Source organism: Mesorhizobium sp. WSM4904, assembly GCF_029674545.1.
Lineage (GTDB): Bacteria > Pseudomonadota > Alphaproteobacteria > Rhizobiales > Rhizobiaceae > Mesorhizobium.
This window is the reverse complement of record NZ_CP121354.1, coordinates 761,853-779,728: the sequence shown is the minus strand read 5'-3', so window position 1 is coordinate 779,728 and position 17,876 is coordinate 761,853. Positions and strand designations below refer to the sequence as shown.

Below are 17,876 nucleotides of genomic sequence, written 5' to 3'. Positions count from 1 at the left end.
TCTGGACAGTCACGCTCGCCGCCCGGCGGCTCAACGGCCGTCGCGGGGTGCCCGTGGCGTCGGCAAGCTGTCACGTGGCAGGATTATTCATGCAGGCGCGGCGTCGCGTCTGGCACTGCGACAACGCGCCTCGCGTGACGCCGCGCCGCTTTGACCGACGCGTGTTTGAAGCCTATCCTTCAAGCATAAATTGCAGCCGGAGCCGAGCATGGACCCGCTCATTCTGTCGCGTATCCAGTTTGGCGCGAATATTTCGTTCCATATCCTGTTTCCGGCGATCACCATTGCACTTGGCTGGGTGCTTCTCTTCTTCAAGCTCCGCTACAACGCATCAGGCGACTCCGCCTGGATGCGCGCTTATTTCACCTGGGTGAAGGTTTTCGCGCTCTCCTTCGCCATGGGCGTCGTCTCAGGCGTCACCATGAGCTTCCAGTTCGGCACCAACTGGCCGGGCTATATGGAGACCGTCGGCAACATCGCCGGGCCGCTGCTTGCCTATGAGGTGCTCACCGCCTTCTTCCTCGAGGCGGCCTTCCTCGGCATCATGCTGTTCGGCTTCCGCCGCGTCTCCAACCGCATCCACACGCTGGCGACCGTGCTGGTGGCGGGCGGCACGACGGTCTCGGCCTTCTGGATCATCGCGCTGAACTCCTGGATGCAGACGCCGGCCGGCTTCGAGATGATCGACGGCAAGGCCCATGCCGTTGACTGGTGGGCGATCGTCTTCAACCCGTCCATGCCTTACCGGCTGGTGCACATGCTGCTCGCCTCCGGCCTGACGGTCTCCTTCCTGATCGCCGGCCTGTCGGCGATGCGCTATCTTTACGGCGACCGGTCCGAATCGATGTGGAAGGCGCTGCGGACCGGCGTCTTCACCGCCGCCATCCTGATCCCGATCCAGATCTTTGCCGGCGACCAGCACGGCTTGAACACGCTCGCGCACCAGCCGCAGAAGATCGCCGCCATGGAGGCGAACTGGAACACCGGTCCCAACGTGCCGCTGGTGCTGTTCGCCCTGCCCGACGAGGCGGCCAAGGAAAACAGGTTCGAGCTCGCCGTTCCCGACGGCGCCAGCCTGGTGCTGCGCCACTCGACGAGCGGCGTCGTGCCCGGCCTCAACGACTATCCGGGCAGTCATCCGCCGGTCTTCCCGGTGTTCTGGGGCTTCCGCGTCATGGTCGGCACCGGCATACTGATGCTGATCGTCTCCTGGTCGGCGGCCTTCTTCCTCAAGCGCCGCCACAGCCTGCCGAAGCCGCTGGCGCTCATCATGGTGCCGATGGCGCTGTCCGGCTGGCTGGCGACTTTAGCCGGCTGGTACACGACCGAGATCGGCCGCCAGCCCTGGCTGGTCACCGGCGTGCTGAAGACGGCCGACGCCGTCGGCCCCGTCGCCGGCAGCCATGTGGCGCTGACCCTGGCCGTCTATCTCATTCTCTATGTGCTGCTCTTGATCGCCTATCTCGGCGTGCTGGTGCATCTGGCGCTGAAGGCGGCCAAGGACGGCGACACCTCGCCGCTGCCGGGCGTCATGAACGCGGCTTTGTCGCAGCCGGCTGCCGGGGAGTGAATTCCAAAGGTCAGCGCAGTGTCCGGCTTGGGAGATATCATGCCAGAACGAATAGATAGAGATCAGCGATCGCTACGGTTTGTTTCGGCACTTCAATCGGGCGCCGGCGCCGCCCCTCACCTGCCTGCCGGCATCCTCTCCCCGTATAGTGACGGGGAGAGGGGCGCCGTCATCAAGGGTTTCGCCAATCACCAGCGTTGCAGAACGAGCGCCGAGGTTGCGGCCGGTCCCCTTCTCCCCGTCACTATACGGGGAGAAGGTCCCGGCAGGGGGATGAGGGGCAGCGCCGACCTCGACAATAGGTCACAACCGAATGCCTCGGAGATAGAGGCTCACCCGACCACGTCGAGATTAAACGGCTCTGATGAGCGGGGAGAAGAAAGATGAGTTTCGACTGGCCGACCGCGCTGCCGCTGATCTTCGCCGGCCTGATGGGCCTCGCCATCCTTATCTATGTCGTGCTCGACGGTTTCGATCTCGGCATCGGCATCCTGTTCGCCGCCGCCGAGGATGCCGAGCAGGACACGATGATCGCGGCCATCGGTCCGTTCTGGGACGCCAACGAGACCTGGCTGGTGCTGGCGGTGGGGCTCTTGCTGGTCGCCTTCCCGATGGCGCACGGCACCATCCTGACCGCGCTCTATTTGCCGGTCTTCGTGCTGCTGGTCGGGTTGATCCTGCGCGGCGTCGCCTTCGATTTCCGCGCCAAGGTGCCGGCCGGCAAGAAGCAGCGCTGGAACCGCATCTTCTTTCTGGGCTCGGCGACCGCCTCGCTGGCGCAGGGCTACATGCTGGGCGTCTATGTGCTCGGGTTGGATGTCGGCTTTGGCGGCATGGCCTTCGGCGCGCTGGTGGCGCTCTGCCTGTCGGCGGCTTACGCTGCCATGGGCTCGGCCTGGCTGATCTACAAGACCGAGGGTGAATTGCAGGTGAAGGCCGTGCGCTGGCTGCGCACCACGCTGGTGCTGACGGCGCTCGGCATGGTGGCGGTGTCCTTGGCCACCCCCTTCGCCAGCCCGCGCATCTTCGACAAATGGTTCCTCTGGCCGGAGCTCCTCTATCTCTCGCCGCTGCCGATCGCGTCGGCGCTGCTGTTCCTCGGGCTGTGGCGGCAGACCTTCCATCTGCCGAAGCCGAACGACCGGCACGCGCTCCGCCCGTTCCTCACCCTGGCCGCCATCTTCACGCTCGGCTTCGCCGGGCTCGCCTGGTCGTTCTATCCCTATGTCGTGCCCGACAGGCTGACGATCTGGCAGGCGGCTTCAGCGCCGGAAAGCCTGGCGGTCATCCTGGCCGGCGTCGTCGTCGTGCTGCCGATCATCATCTTCTATTCGTTCTACGCCTATCGCGTGTTCGGCGGGAAGGCGACGGATCTGACGTATGATTGAATGTGATCTCCCCCCTTGAGGGGGAGATGGCCGGCAGGCCAGAGGGGGTCGTCTCACATAGATCGCCGACGTCATGCTGAAGGCCGGCACTCCACGCGCGGCGACCCCCTCTGTCGCCTTCGGCGACATCTCCCCCTCGAGGGGGAGATTAGGTACTCAGCTCTTGCTACTTGCCAGCACCAGCACCGGCTTCTCGCTGTAGAGCTGCGGGAACAGCGCCTTCAGGTTCTCGATCTTCGGCAGGTCGTTATAGACGATATAGGGATAGGTCGGGTTCAGCGTCAGGAAGTCCTGATGGTAGTCCTCAGCCGGATAGAAGGTCTTGCCGGTCTCCAGCGTGGTTACGATCGGCTTGCCGAACACCTTGGCCTTGTCGAGCTGGGCGATGTAGCTCTCGGCCACCCTCTTCTGCTCGTCGTTCTCGGCGAAGATCGTCGAGCGGTACTGTGTGCCCTGGTCCGGCCCCTGGTAGTTGAGCTGCGTCGGATTGTGCGCGACCGAGAAATAGACCTGCAGGAGCTGGCCATAGGTCACCTTCGACGGGTCGTAGGTGATCTCGACCGATTCCGCGTGGCCGGTCCGGCCGGTACCGACGACCTCGTAGACGGCGTTCTCGGCGCTGCCGCCGGTGTAGCCGGAAACGGCCTTGCTGACGCCCTTGACGTGCTGGAACACGCCCTGCACGCCCCAGAAGCAGCCGCCCGCGAAGATGGCCTTCTCGGTGCCGCTCGCCGCCTTCTCGTCCACGGCCGGCGGCGGGATCACCACCGCGTCCTCGGCCGAGCGGGCCGGCGTCTGCCAGAATGCGGCGGCCGCCGCCGTCAGCACCAGCGCCGCAAGCGGAGCCAGCGATCGCCGCGCCGTCTTTTTGTCGATGCCGTTCATGTCGGATCTCCTTGTTGTTGTTCCAATATACACGAGAGAAGCCGCCGAGAGGGTCTCACTTTGCCGTGCGGCGGCTCGCGGCGCTCCCCCGCATCCGGCCCTTCGGGCCACCTTCTCCCCGAGGGAGAAGAGGCTGGCGCCGGCGTCGGCGATCTCCTCTCCCCACCCGGGAGAGGTCAGCCGAGCGAAGCGGAGGCTGGGTAAGGGAGCGTCGCAAGCCATAGGGCGACCTTACTGCGCCGGAGCCATAGCGTCCGCCGGCTTCATCGCATCCGTAACCGGCTTCATCGCATCCGTCGCAGGCTTCATCGCATCCGCGGGCTTCATTGCGTCGGTGGCGGGCTTCATCGCCTCGGTGCTCATCGCATCGGGCTTCATGGCATCGGCCGGTTTCATTGCGTCCGTTGCGGGCTTCATCGCATCCGTCGCCGGCTTCATCGCGTCGGTGGCCATGGCGTTGGCCGGCTTCATGGCGTTGGTCGCGTCGTCGGCGCGGGCGCCGGCGGCGAAGGTTGCGAGCGCAAGCGCGAGCGCCGTCAGGAATTTGGTCATGGATAGTCTCCTTGGGTTGTGGCGCGCGCATGCGGGCCCGTTGAATGCGTTGCCGCGACCTGCGGCGCCGCGCGAAAAGGATGATCAGTTGGTGGCCGCGGCCAGGATCGGCCCGCCGCCAGGGCTCTGCACCAGCACCGCGGTGCTTAAGCCCCCGCTTGCCGCCGGCAGCGGCAGCGTCGTCGCCTGGCCGTTCCAGCGGCCGAGCCTTTGCAGCGAATGCACGACATTGGCGTGCGGCAGCGTGCGTCCGGTATTCTCGCCGCGCGCCACCGGCACCTCGACGACGCCGCGCCTGTAGCGCACCAGCCAGACGTCGGCCGCGCCGCCTGGCGCCTTGCCGGCGCCGATGCTGACTTTGCCGCCGGCAAGCGCGACGTCCGGACCCTTTGTGCGGCCGCCCTTATTGATCAGACTCTGGGCGATCAAATTCTGGATCTCGCCGGGCTTGGCGCCGACCGCGTCGGCGCTGCCGTTCACCACCACCTGCGGCGTGAACGGCCCGTCATGGCCGAGCGTCGGCTCGTAATTGACCTGGCGCTGGGTGAATTCCTGCCGGCCGAACGTGTCCTTCCAGCCGAGATAGTCCCAATAGGTGACGTTGAAGGACAGCGCCAGCACGCCCGGCTGGTCCTTGACCTTGATCAGATTGGCATTGGCCGGCGGGCAGGACGAGCAGCCCTGGCTGGTGAACAGCTCCACCACGGTGAGCGGCTGCGCGGAAGCAGCACCGACAGTGGCGGCAAGCGCGGCAAATGCCGCGCCGGCGAGCCTGCCGAGCGTTGTCTTTGGTCCGGTCATGAGAAGCAGTCTCCGTTGCGGCGATGCTCCCATTTCGCCGTGGCAGGAGGCTTCGTTACAGCTTCACCGGTTTGTGATTGGGAGATTGGCGACGGCCGGCGCGACGGCCGATCTCCCCCCTCGTGGGGCTAGGGGATGCACACATCTTCCGTGACTGGCGTGACTGATAAGGCCGCGGCTTGATTGCCACGTGGTTCCCCCAATCCGTCGCTGCTTCGCAGCGCCACCTTTCCTCCCTCCGGAGGGAAAGGAAGGGAGCGCTGCTGGACAAGCATTGACGGCAAAAAGCCTGGCGCCTTCCTCTACGCCGTCGATCGGGGGAGAGGTGGCTCGGCGAAGCCGAGACGGAGTGGGGGGTCGACCAGCGCTACATTAGACAATGCATGCGCCAAGCTGCCATGCACGCTATCGCCAAAGACCAGCCGCTTGGAAATGTGTGCATACCGTTACCCTCGTGGGGGAGATCAGCAGCGGCGGCGCCGCGCCCTTCCTCCCACAACGGGGGAAGCGAAAAGCGCCCCTACTGCGTCAGCATCGTCTCCGACGGCCGACGGTTGAAGTCGCATTTGCCGGTGGTCGTGTAGAAGAAGTCGGCATTGCTGACATCGGCCGGCACCGGGTTGCCGCCGTCTTCCCAGGCTTGGTAGCCGGTCTGGCCGCAGGGCACGGCGGTGAAGATGTCGACCGTCTGGCCGGTCGCAACCTCGGGCATGTTGGTAGTGCTGGTACCGATATAGAGCCGGTTCGAGGTGGCGGCATCGTCCGACCGCAGCGTCGTCGGATTGCCCGAAGGCACCTTCATCTCCAGATAAAGCTTGTCCATCTGGCTGACGTCGATCACCGCGCCGGTGCTGTTGGCGGGATAGAACGTGTTGGCGCAGGTCGTCACATATTTCTTGCTGCCGCTGGTCTGCGTGATCGCTCCGGTCGGCAGATTGGTGAAGCTCTTCACCGTGCTGGTCGTGCACACCTGTTTTTGGACCACCGTCGTCGTCGATCCGTTGATCGTGCTCACCGTCGTCGTGCCGTAGCCTTTCGGATCGCCATAGCCGTTATAGGTATAGCTGATCGTCATCAACGGCTTGGCTGTGGTTTCGCCGAACTTGGTGCCGTAGAGCGTCATGGTCTTCGCCCAGTAGCCCGACACTTTCGTCACCTTGAAGTCGGCCTGCGTCAGCGCCGGCGTCTTGCGCACCGAGGAGCCGACGCCGACGGTCACCGTCTTGATCCTGGCGATCTGCATGAAATCGGTCGGCATCGGATAGGTCGCCTTGGCGCTGAAGGTCGCCGTGCCGTCGGCGGCGACGTTGACGCCGGTGAGCGTCGCCGTGCCCTGCCCGCTATTGGCCGCATAGGCCTGCTGCAGCGCCGTCTGGCGGTCGGCATTCGACGTCGTGGTCGGCAGGGTGGTGATCGACAGCACCGCCGCGTCCAGCGCGTTCTGCATGTCGCTCCTGGTGGTCACCGCCGAGGTGTAGTCGACGGAAAACCCGACCGCGAGCAGGAGCGGGATCGTGATCATCATCATGACCGGCATCATCGAGCCGCTTTCCGAGCGGACGAAATCTCTTGGCGACGAAAACATTATCTGACCCCAAAGCCATCGGCGGCAAAGCCCGCCATCCCCAACGGGTCGAATGATGCCTTAAAGGGATGGATGAAAGTTTAAGCGGATTTGAATGTTCCTGGGCGGATGTCCTGTCTTCCAAAGCCTGTGCTGCCCCTCACCTGCCTGCCGGCATCCTCTCCCCGTATAGTGACGGGGAGAGGGGCGCTCTCATTGATGGTTTCGCCAATTGCCAGCGTTGCAGGAAGGAAGCCGGCGTTGCGGCCCGGCCCCTTCTCCCCGTCTCTATACGGGGAGAAGTGCCCGGCAGGGCGATGAGGGGCAGCGCCGACGCCGACAATTGGTTGTGCCCGGACGTCGACCAGCATGTTTGTCTGCTTTGCTCCGATCGCACCCCGCCCCCGCCGCTTGCCCCCTATCCCCGCCCCTGCTAAAGCGCGCCGCATGACGACGCCCCTCGACCACATCCGCAACTTCTCCATCGTCGCCCATATCGACCATGGCAAATCCACGCTTGCCGACCGGCTGATCCAGCTCACCGGCGCGCTGGAGGAGCGCGACATGAAGGAGCAGGTGCTGGACTCGATGGACATCGAGCGCGAGCGCGGCATCACCATCAAGGCCCAGACCGTCCGGCTCAACTACCGCGCCAAGAACGGCGAGGACTATGTGCTGAACCTCATCGACACCCCCGGCCATGTCGACTTCGCCTATGAGGTGTCGCGCTCTTTGGCCGCCTGCGAGGGCTCGCTGCTGGTGGTCGACGCCTCGCAAGGGGTCGAGGCGCAGACGCTCGCCAATGTCTACCAGGCGATCGACAACAACCACGAGATCGTCGTGGTGCTGAACAAGGTCGACCTGCCGGCGGCCGAGCCCGAGCGCATCCGCGAGCAGGTCGAGGAGGTGATCGGCCTCGATGCTTCCAACGCCGTGCTGATCTCGGCCAAGACCGGGCTGGGCGTGCCTGACGTGCTGGAGGCGATCGTCCACCAGCTGCCGCCGCCGCGCGAGGGCGACATCGCCGCCCCGCTGAAGGCGATGCTGGTCGACAGCTGGTACGACGCCTATCTCGGCGTAATCGTTCTGGTGCGCATCATCGACGGCGTGATGAAGAAGGGCCAGACCATCCGCATGATGGGCACCGGCGCGAAATATCTCGTCGAGCGCACCGGCGTCTTCAAGCCGGCCCGCGTCAATGTCGACGAGCTCGGCCCCGGCGAGTTCGGCTTCTTCACCGGCTCGATCAAGGAAGTGGCCGACACCCGCGTCGGCGACACCATCACCGAGGACCGCCGCCCGACGGCAAAGGCCCTGCCGGGCTTCAAGCCGGCGCAGCCGGTGGTGTTCTGCGGCCTGTTCCCGGTCGACGCCGCCGATTTCGAGGATCTGCGCGCCGCCGTCGGCAAGCTGCGCCTCAACGACGCCTCCTTCTCCTTTGAAATGGAGACCTCCGCCGCGCTCGGCTTCGGCTTCCGCTGCGGCTTCCTCGGCCTCTTGCATCTGGAGATCATCCAGGAGCGGCTGGAGCGCGAATTCAACCTCGACCTCATCGCCACGGCGCCGTCCGTCGTCTACCGCATGAACCTCATCGACGGCACGACCAAGGAACTGCACAATCCGGCCGACATGCCCGACGTGGTCAAGATCGCCTCGATCGAGGAGCCGTGGATCCGCGCCACCATCCTCACCCCCGACGACTATCTCGGCGGCATCCTGAAACTCTGCCAGGACAGGCGCGGCATCCAGGCCGATCTCTCCTATGTCGGCAAACGCGCCATGCTGACCTACGACCTGCCGCTCAACGAGGTCGTCTTCGATTTCTACGATCGCCTGAAGTCGATCTCCAAGGGCTACGCCTCCTTCGACTACCACCTGACCAACTATCGCGAGGGCGACCTGGTGAAGATGTCGATCCTGGTCAATGACGAGCCCGTCGACGCTCTGTCCATGCTGGTGCACCGCTCGGCGGCGGAAAAACGCGGCCGCGCCATGTGCGAGAAGCTGAAGGAGCTGATCCCGCAGCACCTATTCAAGATCCCGATCCAGGCCGCGATCGGCGGCCGCATCATCGCCCGCGAGACGGTCTCGGCGCTCAGGAAGGACGTCACCGCCAAATGCTACGGCGGCGACGTGACCCGCAAGCGCAAGCTGCTCGACAAGCAGAAAGAGGGCAAGAAGCGGATGCGCCAGTTCGGCAAGGTGGATATTCCCCAGGAGGCGTTTATCCAGGCGCTTAAGATGGGGGATTGAGGAATGTCGAGAATTTTGCTCAGTTACTTCTCCTTTGAAAATGCTTGATCGTGACTTTCGAATTTTTCTAGGGAATAGTATAATTAATGATTCCACATAACTAGGCGCTCTGCATGCTGACGATACATCCGTTTCCGGCTCGTATGTCACCTGAGTTTGCCCTAGAAAAATTGGCCGAACTTGCCCCCAAGGGGGTTGTACTCGACCCGATGTCAGGTTCGGGGACCGTGCTCCGTCAGGCCACAAATCTTGGCCATCGCGCGATTGGATTTGATTTAGACCCACTAGCAGTTCTTATGGGCCGCGTGTGGACGAGCCCCATCGATGATGAAATTGCTAGGCGCACGTCCTCTGAATTGCTGGAGGTTATCGATGGGCTCTCTGCAGAACCCATCTCAATCCCGTGGATCGATAGCGACAAGGAAACGTCGGCCTTCGTCGACTTCTGGTTTGCGGAACCTCAGCAGAGCTCCCTTCGTCGGATTTCCTACGCGTTGAATCAATATGCCGTGACCGCTCGCCCCGACCAATTGCCAGCGCTAGATTTGGCGAGGCTTGCTCTAAGCCGGATCATCATAACGAAGGAACGTGGAGCGTCCTTGGCTAGGGATGTTTCTCATAGTCGCCCTCACAAGGTGGCGGATACCAATGACTTCGATGTCAGACAGGCATTTGAGCGCTCGATGGAGATTATTAGGAAGCGTCTCACCCAATCACCTCCAAATTGTAGCGCTGAAGTAGCAATTGGCGACGCGCGGTCGATGGCATCGGTCGCAGATAGCAGCATAGACGCTGTTCTTACATCGCCGCCGTATCTCAATGCGATAGACTACCTGCGGGGGCACAGACTGTCCCTAGTTTGGCTAGGCCACAGACTGGCTGATCTCCGGGCAATCAGGTCGGGCAGTATCGGCACCGAACGGCAGCTAGGAATTAACCTGACTTCAAAAAGCCACCTGACAGTTAAGAACAGTATGGGTGATTTGACCAATTTGCCCAAACGGTTTCTGAGTATGGTGGACCGCTACGTCGTAGACATCCTTGGTGTAGTCGAAGAAATTGCTCGTGTCCTTAAAGCGGGAGGGCGGGCAATTTTTGTTGTCGGAGATTCGTGCCTCCGAGGAGTTTTCGTTAGAAACTCAGAAGCAGTCGTCTCAGCAGCCCACCAAGTCGGGCTAAAATTGGCCTCTCGCTCAGAAAGACCGTTGCCAAATCAAAGCCGCTATCTGCCTATGACCAGTGAGCAGCTAGCCAAGCGAATGCGAACTGAGACGGTTCTCACGTTTGCGATGCCTTAGCGGGTCGCTCCGTAATAACTTGAAATCCGAGAGCACCCATCAACGCATCGATTCCCTTAGGATATTTGCGTGGTCCTTGTTCTTTACTGCCATTGACCTCGTACCACTTTCCTTTCTTTCGATCGACTCTAAGCCACGCTTGCTCGCTATCTCCCACAGCGAGTAATTGGATAAATTCCGGCAAATCGATACAAAGCATACCATCCGTGTGGCAGACAAGGACTACGAATACCTTCGAAAAAATTGCCCGCAGATCAACTAGCTCCTGAACATTGCGCCTCGTGAATGTGAAGCTCCAAGGGTGCAGTCTCTGGGTCGAGTGCTTTACCTGCATTCCAACTCGAGATTCCAAGATATAGGACGATAATCGACCTTCCTCGTGGAGTTCGTCAATCTGGATTGGAACGGTGCACTGGTGCACAATCTCTGCCAAGACTGCCCCATGGTAAAGTTTATATTCCGGTATCATGTGACGCGTTATTCTTTATGAATTGAATAGAGCCGATAAACTTATAAATTAGCCTCGCGTTACCCTTGCCGTTGTAGAGCACAAAGAGATGGTGTACCGCAGTAGTCGACTTCCCAAGCTGGGATTTGCGATAAACCCACGCTTGCGAAGGATCTGGTCCTTGTCGATATCGGGGCCGTCGGTATAGCCCGCTATGGAAATTGGGTCGTGAATGGCGACAGCTGTCTTGAGGCCCGAAGACGTCCCGCGGATGTACCTGAGCAAATAATCCGGAAATGCCGTTGGCCCCAATGCAGCCGCAAGTTGCTCCATCCGCTCGAACACTGAACCGCTTCCGTTGATCACCTGAGTAATTTGGTCGGAAAAGGGAAACAGACTGAACGCCATCTCGCCACGATCGAGATCGACCGTAGAGTGATCGATGCTTGCACTGGACACGGCCTGAATGCGGGTATCTCCCAGCCAAACCAGTGAACCTAAGCCCTCCTTGATTGCCGCCAGTGCCAACCTGTGAAAAACGAAACATCGATGCCAATCGAGGTATAACCCTTGGGGGATCGTAAGTTCAAAAAAATTCAAATACTCTCCACGGCTTCCGAACATGCGCGCGCGCTGGATGTAAGTGTCCTGCTGAATCTTGTGCTGGACATCTCTGGTAAAATACATAGATAGAAGGTTATCAAGCGTAACCCCCCTTGATACTATATTTCCGCCAATTATTATGGTAAATAAGCTGGTTGGGCTTGTCGCCGCGGACGAGTTATCTTTCCAATCCCGTTCGCTATTTAGTACAACAATGGAGTGTCTGGTTATATTGTCCAAAACATAGCTAGTAATGCTATCGCTATCTGCGTCAGGGAAACGCTCTCGACTAAGGGTCCAGATCTGTTTCGTATATTTCTCAAAGTCTGCAGACGAACGCTGTATCAGCGTCGTTAATGCGCCATGAGCGTTAGCCCAGTCGGTCTTATGATCAGCTTTCTTTCCGCTAGTGTGAATGAGTATCGAGTAGTTCTTTTCGTGCGAGTTAACATACAAGTTTAGATAGGCTACGTTTACCAAAAAGCCGAACAATGCCTTCCGAGCATGCCGGGGATCGCTTCCTGAATCGGGTAAAAGAGTTTGATAATATTTGACACCGCCGTCCAGTGGAAAAAAGGTGTCTTGTCCAGTATACTTACTGTGAGGAGGAAAATCAACCCAGAGATTGCTGTCATTGTCGAATGTGTTGTTGAGATCAAGTCGAGCTGGGGTGGCCGTGACGCCGAGATAATAACCGTCAGGTCCGATTAGATCGCTAATTAGTTTGTTTATTTTTGTCTTTTCGCCTTTGTTGACCTTAGCGTTTGGTGAGGCGAAATCAGCTTCATCGTCAATTACGACGATTCCTTTTACTCTTCCAATTTTTTCCAAAAGTTTTCGAAGATCGGCTCCGTTTTTCTTGCAAAATATCACATGGCTTTGACCCTTTAGCACCACTGCGGGGTCAATAATCTCGCTAAAATTTCGAGCGGCTGGTGCGAGGCCCGACGCCTTGAAGCGCCCAAGGTTTTGGCCCAGGAGATCAACGCTGTCGTTTAAGAGATGGACTATGAAATTAAATCCTTCGTCGAGCAGCTTCGCGGTAAGGCAGATCATCATTTCTGTCTTGCCGCTTTGAGGCTCTCCGTAGATTACGAAGGAGCGCCCCTGCAGCTTCTGAAGGTTGCGAAGCGCGTCCCTAACAGCCGACTCCACGGCCACCACTTCCTTGCCGGCTGATCGTAAGCGTTGCAACTGCCTTTCGTATTGCCCCATCGTGCCTGGACGATTGGAGAAACGGCTAATATCAAAAGATGCCTCCGCCACGATCATTTCTCCCGTTTACCGGCAAGCTGCCATACGCCTCTAGGGCAGCTCGAGACTGGAGTAAGTACTCCATCACGCCTCAAGACCGTTGCCGCCCACCTCATTTCGTATTGCCATACGAAGAACAGGTCGCCGGAGTCTCTTAGCTCGGCGCCGTGGTGCTCCCAGATGAAGCGGCAAATTGGAACGATTTTACTGCTACCGCCGAGACCGGTCAGAGCTTCTATAACCCAGTCAAGCAGGTCTGACTTCCGCGCCATTGGAGAACTATCAAGTTGCCACGAATCAACGTAGCTAAGCCTAGTTTGCGAGATTCTTCAATTATCTGATATTTAGTCGTCGACTAACGCCCAAATAAAGTCGTTCGGAACCGCCTCCGTACCGCACCCTTTTCGTTCTTGCCGTGCAGCGTTATCCTCTCCCCGCTTGGGAACACATCACATGCGCTCCACTCTGGACACCGTCGCCGCGATCGGCCTCGCCATCGGCGGCGCTTTCGGCGTTGCCGGCACCTTCGTTACCAGCGATGCACTGCGCGAGACGGTCTGGACCATCGACGGTGTCGGCATCGTCGTCGCCGCGGCGCTTCTCACCCTAAAATACCAGCGGCTGGGCAATGACCTCGTCGCGGCCGGCTTCCTCACTTTCCTCGCCGGCGAGAGCCTGCTTCTGGCCGGCAATGCGGCGGGGCTGCAGGCGAGCGTCCCCTCCTATGCCGGCGGCATTGCGCTCTGGGCGGCGGGGCTCGTCATGGTCAGCGCGCAAGACACTTTCGCGCTGTGGATGCGGCTCACCGCTTTCGTGTCGGCCGCGCTCTTCACCGTCTCGTCCCTGATGATCCTCTGGGGCGCGCCGCTGCTGCCCACCTCGTCGCCGCTGCCGGCGCTCGGCTATCCGTTCCTGCTCCTCACCTTCATCGGCTGGATCTGGACGCTGCTGAAATCGGAACGCTGAGCGCGCGGACATGGCCGCGCCGCTCGAAATCCGCAACAGCCCCACCGGCAAGATCTTTCCGGCCTTCGGGCCGTTCCTGATCGGCGGCGTCTTCGGCTTCGGCGCGCTGCAGGGCGTGGCTGCCGGAGCGAGTGGCGGGCATGTGCTGTGGATCGCGCTGCTCTCGGTCGCCTGCCTGGCGCTCGGCTTTTTCATCGCCCGCGGCGCCTTCGACACCTCGGTCAAGGTGACCTTGGACAGCCAGGGCTTCCGCGATGCTCGCGCCGGCGACGTGCTGGTGCCGTGGGCGAAGGTCAGAAGCGTGCGTCTCGCCTCCGGCGGCAAGGGCGCGGCGATGCTCAATTTCGAGCTCACCGAGGAGCCGCCCGACGCCATCAAATATTCGGCCGCCAACGCGTTCGGGATAATGCCCTTCGGCAAGACCACCGTGCACATGGAAATCTCCTCGCTCGACATGCGCGGCGAGGCGATGGTGGAGGCGGTGAAAAAATTCGCGCCGCATGTGGTGGTGAGGTAGCGCGACCTCCCCCCTTGAGGGGGAGATGTCGCCGCAGGCGACAGAGGGGGTCGCTGCGCGTGGAGCGCCGACTTCTACCGCTGCAGCAGACGACGCCGGCACTCCACGCGCGAGGACCCCCTCTGGCCGCTTTGCGGCCATCTCCCCCTCGAGGGGGAGATTACCTGCGCCACCCGTGCTCTACTGCCCTCGGGGACCTCACCATGATTCGCCTCTCGCTCGCCGCCATCCTCCTCGCCACGCCGGCCTTCGCCGCCGACATGTCGGTGTTCGTGCGCAACCAGCGGTCCGACGGCGTGGCGGTGGAGCTGTTCAGCCGCGACAGCAAAAAAGTCTGGCCGGGCAACGACAAGGTCTTCCTCATCCGTCCGGGGGCGAAGAAATCCGTGCCGATCTCCTGCGACAATGGCGAGCATATCTGCTGGGGCGCCTGGGTGGTCGGCAACGATTCCGTCACCGCCGGCGTCGGCCCCGACAACGACCAGCCCTGCGACACCTGCTGCTTCATCTGCGTGGAGCATTCCACCGAGACGGTGGACCTGGCGGAGTGAGCGCCAAATCTCCCCCTTCTCCCACAAGGGGAGAAGGGGGAGTTCATCCTTGACGCCTTTCCCACCCTCGCCCTAGCCTCGTCTTCCATCCCCCAAAACAGGAGACCCACCCAGATGGCAGGCACGGTTGAAGGCGAGAAGATCGACGTTTCCTTCAGCGGCAGGCGCTGCATCCATTCGCGCAATTGCGTGCTCGGCAACCCCCATGTCTTCGTGCCCAATGCGCCGGGCGAGTGGATCCATCCCGATGCGGCAAGCGTCGAGAAGGTGGTGGCGCTGGCCGAGAACTGCCCGTCGGGCGCGATCACTTACCGGCGCAAGGACGGCGGGCCGCAGGAGAAGCCGCCGGTGGTCAACACCGTGCGCCTGCGCGAGAACGGCCCGCTGGCGGTCCATGCCGAGATCGTGCTGGGCGGCGAGACTTTCCATCGCGCCCCGCTCTGCCGCTGCGGCGCCTCGCAGAACAAGCCGTTCTGCGACAACAGCCACATCAAGGCCGGCTTCGCCGCCACCGGCGAGCCGCCGCTGAAGGAAGCGCAGGTGCTGGACGCGCGGGACGGTCCGCTCAACGTGACGCCCACCGTCAACGGCCCGCTCAAGCTCGAAGGCAATGCCGAGATCGTCACCGGCACCGGTCACACCGTCGCCCGAACCACGAAAGTGTTCCTGTGCCGTTGTGGGCACTCGGCCAACAAGCCGTTCTGCGACGGGAGCCACAAGAGGGTGGGGTTCGAGGGGTAGGCGTGCATGGCAGCTTGGCGCACGAATTGTCCAATATAGCGCTGGTCGACCCCCACTCCGTCTCGGCTTCGCCGAGCCACCTCTCCCCCGATCGACGGGGTAGAGGAAAGGCGCCAAGCCTTTTGCCGTCAATGCTTGTCCAGCAGCGCTCCCTTCCTTTCCCTCCGGAGGGGGGAAAGGTGGCGCTGCGAAGCAGCGACGGATTGGGGGAACCACCTGGCAATCAAGCCTCAGGTCGATCAGTCAATCACAGAAGATGTGTGCATAGCGTAGCGCTTGCGGGGAGGAACTTGCTCTAACCCCCCTGGCCCACCTCTCCCGCCTTTATCCGCCAGCCCGTATCGGCTAAGGGCTTCGCGACAAAGCCCCGACCCGGACCATCTTCAAAAATGACCGCCAAGCACTCCCCCCTCTTCCTCGGCATCGACACCGGCGGCACCTATACCGATGCCGTGCTGTGGTCGGAGGAGGGCGGCCCCCTCGATACCCCGAATAAAGGCAAGGTGCTGGCCAAGGCAAAGGCGCTTACCACGCGTCACGACCTCGCCGTCGGCATTTCCGGCGCGGTCGATGCTGTGCTGGAGAAGGCCGGCACCGATCCGGCGGCGATCAAGCTGGTGTCGATGTCGACCACGCTCGCCACCAACGCGCTGGTCGAGGGCCAGGGCGGGCGCGTGGCGCTGATCATGATCGGCTTTTCCGAGGCCGACCTTGCCCGCGACGGGCTGAAGACGGCGCTGGGCACCGATCCGGTGGTGTTCTGTCCCGGCGGCCATGACGTGCACGGCAATGCGGCGAAGCTCGACCTCTCCGGCCTCGAGGCGGCGCTGCCGGAGCTCGGGCGTTCGGTGTCGGGCTTTGCCGTCTGCGCCTATTTCGCCACCCGCAACCCGGCGCACGAGCTCGCGGCCAGAGACCTGATCCGCGACAAGACCGGCCTGCCGGTCACCGCCAGCCACGAATTGTCGGCCAAGCTCGGCGGCCCGCGCCGCGCGCTCACCACTTTGCTCAACGCAAGGCTGATCTCGATGATCGACCGGCTGGTGGCGGCGACCGAAGGCTTTCTCGCCCAGCGCGGCATCGCGGCACCCCTGATGGTGGTGCGCGGCGACGGCGCGCTGGTGTCGGCAGCCTTTGCCCGCCAGCGGCCGATCGAGACGATCCTGTCGGGTCCTGCCGCCAGCCTGGTCGGCGCCCGCCACATGACCGGCCTCGACGACGCCATGGTCTCCGACATCGGCGGCACCACGACGGACGTCGCGGTGCTCGACGGCGGCCGCCCGCGCCTCGATCCGGAAGGCGCCACCGTCGGCGGCTTTCGCACCATGGTCGAAGCCGTCGCCATGCGCACCTTCGGCCTCGGTGGCGATTCCGAAGTGGCGCTGGAAGACGGCGCCCTCGACCCGAAGATCCTGCTCGGACCGCGTCGCCTGGTGCCGCTGGCGCTGGCCGGCATGGTGCATGGCGAGGCTGTCACCTCGGAGCTGGAGCGGCAGCTGCGCGCGCCGAACCCCGGCCGCATGGACGGTCGCTTTGCCGTGCGCACCGGCGTGCCGGACCGGCTCGCCGCCGGCCTCACCGCGCCGGAAGCAAAGCTCTACGAGGCGATCGGCGCCACGCCGCTGGCGCTCGACCGGCTGCTCTCTTCCAACGCACAGAACGCTACGCTCAACCGGCTGGTTGGGCGCGGGCTGGTGCACATCTGCGGCTTCACGCCGTCGGATGCCGCCCATGTGCTCGGCAAGCAGTCGAACTGGGATCCCGCCGCCGCCCGCCTTGGCGCCGAGCTTTTCGCCCGCCGGCGCGACGGCCGCGGCCAGCCGATCGCGGCGACGCCGGAGGCTCTCGCCGAGCGCGTGCTCACCACGCTGACCCGCTGGTCGGCCGAATATATTCTCGAGACCGCTTTCGCCGAGGACGAGCTGGATGGCGCGGCAACCGTCGCGCATGCGCTGGTGCAGCGCGCGGTCGACGCCCATCCCGGCATCGCCCGCTTCACCGTCGCGCTCGACCGTCCGGTCATCGGCCTCGGCGCCTCGGCGCCGTTGCATTATGCCGGGCTGCCGCCGCTGATCGGCAACGGCTGCATCGTGCCGGAGGATACCGACGTTGCCAACGCGCTCGGCGCCGTCGTCGGCCAGGTCCGCGTCTCGGCCGAGGCCCGAGTCAGCCAGCCCAAGGAAGGGCTGTTTCGGCTCGCATCAGGGCAAACGGTGCAAGACTTCACCGACGAAGCGAAAGCGATCGCCGCGGCCGAGGCCGACGTGCGGGCGATCGCGGCCGAGCGCGCGAAGGACGCCGGCACCGACAGCGCCGAGATCGACGTCGCCACCGAGTTCAAGGTCTCGACCATCGAAGGCCAGCGCATGTTCATCGAAGCGCATGTGGTGGCGGTGGCGTCAGGGCGGCCAAGGATTGCGGTGTGAGGCGCAGCCTCTCCCTTCTCCCCTTGTGGGAGAAGGTGTCGCCGAAGGCGACGGATGAG

The 17,876-nt window shown here is 62.4% G+C and carries 14 protein-coding genes; 9 read left to right on the top strand and 5 right to left on the bottom strand.

What is annotated here, in order from left to right; translation table 11 throughout:
* Positions 1-208: 208 nt before the first annotated feature.
* Entirely contained in the window at positions 209-1,570 is a 1,362-nt protein-coding gene (locus QAZ47_RS03630; protein ID WP_278232544.1) for a cytochrome ubiquinol oxidase subunit I, read from the top strand.
* Positions 1,571-1,953: 383 nt separating this feature from the next.
* Entirely contained in the window at positions 1,954-2,958 is a 1,005-nt protein-coding gene (locus QAZ47_RS03625) for a cytochrome d ubiquinol oxidase subunit II (protein WP_278232542.1), read from the top strand.
* 156 nt (positions 2,959-3,114) lie between these two features.
* Here the strand turns inward: QAZ47_RS03625 and msrA are convergent, their stop codons facing one another.
* The 4 genes from msrA to QAZ47_RS03605 form a co-directional block, all read right to left on the bottom strand.
* Complete coding sequence (msrA, locus tag QAZ47_RS03620) at positions 3,115-3,843, bottom strand: peptide-methionine (S)-S-oxide reductase MsrA (RefSeq protein WP_278232541.1); 729 nt, start codon at positions 3,841-3,843, stop codon at positions 3,115-3,117.
* A gap of 231 nt (positions 3,844-4,074) precedes the next feature.
* Positions 4,075-4,395, bottom strand: a complete 321-nt coding sequence (locus tag QAZ47_RS03615) for a hypothetical protein (RefSeq protein ID WP_278232540.1) — start codon at positions 4,393-4,395, stop codon at positions 4,075-4,077.
* A gap of 84 nt (positions 4,396-4,479) precedes the next feature.
* Positions 4,480-5,196: a DUF1223 domain-containing protein gene (locus QAZ47_RS03610; protein WP_278232539.1), complete on the bottom strand. Its 717-nt coding sequence runs from the start codon at positions 5,194-5,196 to the stop codon at positions 4,480-4,482.
* A 520-nt stretch (positions 5,197-5,716) separates the two neighbouring features.
* Positions 5,717-6,781 (bottom strand): TadE/TadG family type IV pilus assembly protein, encoded by a 1,065-nt coding sequence (locus tag QAZ47_RS03605; protein ID WP_278232538.1) that lies wholly within the window; start codon positions 6,779-6,781, stop codon positions 5,717-5,719.
* 426 nt (positions 6,782-7,207) lie between these two features.
* On the opposite strand from QAZ47_RS03605, the gene lepA reads away from it, so the two are divergent.
* Together lepA and QAZ47_RS03595 are read left to right on the top strand one after the other, a co-directional pair.
* Positions 7,208-9,013 carry a translation elongation factor 4 gene (lepA, locus tag QAZ47_RS03600; protein ID WP_278205607.1) on the top strand — a complete coding sequence of 602 codons (1,806 nt, stop codon included), beginning with the start codon at positions 7,208-7,210 and terminating at the stop codon, positions 9,011-9,013.
* A gap of 113 nt (positions 9,014-9,126) precedes the next feature.
* Complete coding sequence (locus QAZ47_RS03595; RefSeq protein ID WP_278232537.1) at positions 9,127-10,311, top strand: hypothetical protein; 1,185 nt, start codon at positions 9,127-9,129, stop codon at positions 10,309-10,311.
* A gap of 517 nt (positions 10,312-10,828) precedes the next feature.
* Here QAZ47_RS03595 and QAZ47_RS03590 read toward each other — a convergent pair.
* Positions 10,829-12,628 (bottom strand): Z1 domain-containing protein, encoded by a 1,800-nt coding sequence (locus tag QAZ47_RS03590; RefSeq protein WP_278232536.1) that lies wholly within the window; start codon positions 12,626-12,628, stop codon positions 10,829-10,831.
* 441 nt (positions 12,629-13,069) lie between these two features.
* On the opposite strand from QAZ47_RS03590, the gene QAZ47_RS03585 reads away from it, so the two are divergent.
* From QAZ47_RS03585 to QAZ47_RS03565, 5 genes are all read left to right on the top strand, one after another.
* The gene (locus tag QAZ47_RS03585; RefSeq protein WP_278232535.1) at positions 13,070-13,582 is read left to right on the top strand and encodes a hypothetical protein; all 513 of its coding nucleotides are present in this window, start codon (positions 13,070-13,072) and stop codon (positions 13,580-13,582) included.
* A 10-nt stretch (positions 13,583-13,592) separates the two neighbouring features.
* The gene (locus tag QAZ47_RS03580; RefSeq protein WP_278232534.1) at positions 13,593-14,099 is read left to right on the top strand and encodes a hypothetical protein; all 507 of its coding nucleotides are present in this window, start codon (positions 13,593-13,595) and stop codon (positions 14,097-14,099) included.
* Between the two features lie 203 nt (positions 14,100-14,302).
* Positions 14,303-14,650, top strand: a complete 348-nt coding sequence (locus tag QAZ47_RS03575) for a hypothetical protein (protein ID WP_278232533.1) — start codon at positions 14,303-14,305, stop codon at positions 14,648-14,650.
* Between the two features lie 114 nt (positions 14,651-14,764).
* Positions 14,765-15,391: a CDGSH iron-sulfur domain-containing protein gene (locus tag QAZ47_RS03570; RefSeq protein ID WP_278232532.1), complete on the top strand. Its 627-nt coding sequence runs from the start codon at positions 14,765-14,767 to the stop codon at positions 15,389-15,391.
* 389 nt (positions 15,392-15,780) lie between these two features.
* Positions 15,781-17,817, top strand: a complete 2,037-nt coding sequence (locus QAZ47_RS03565) for a hydantoinase/oxoprolinase family protein (protein ID WP_278232531.1) — start codon at positions 15,781-15,783, stop codon at positions 17,815-17,817.
* Positions 17,818-17,876: the final 59 nt, after the last annotated feature.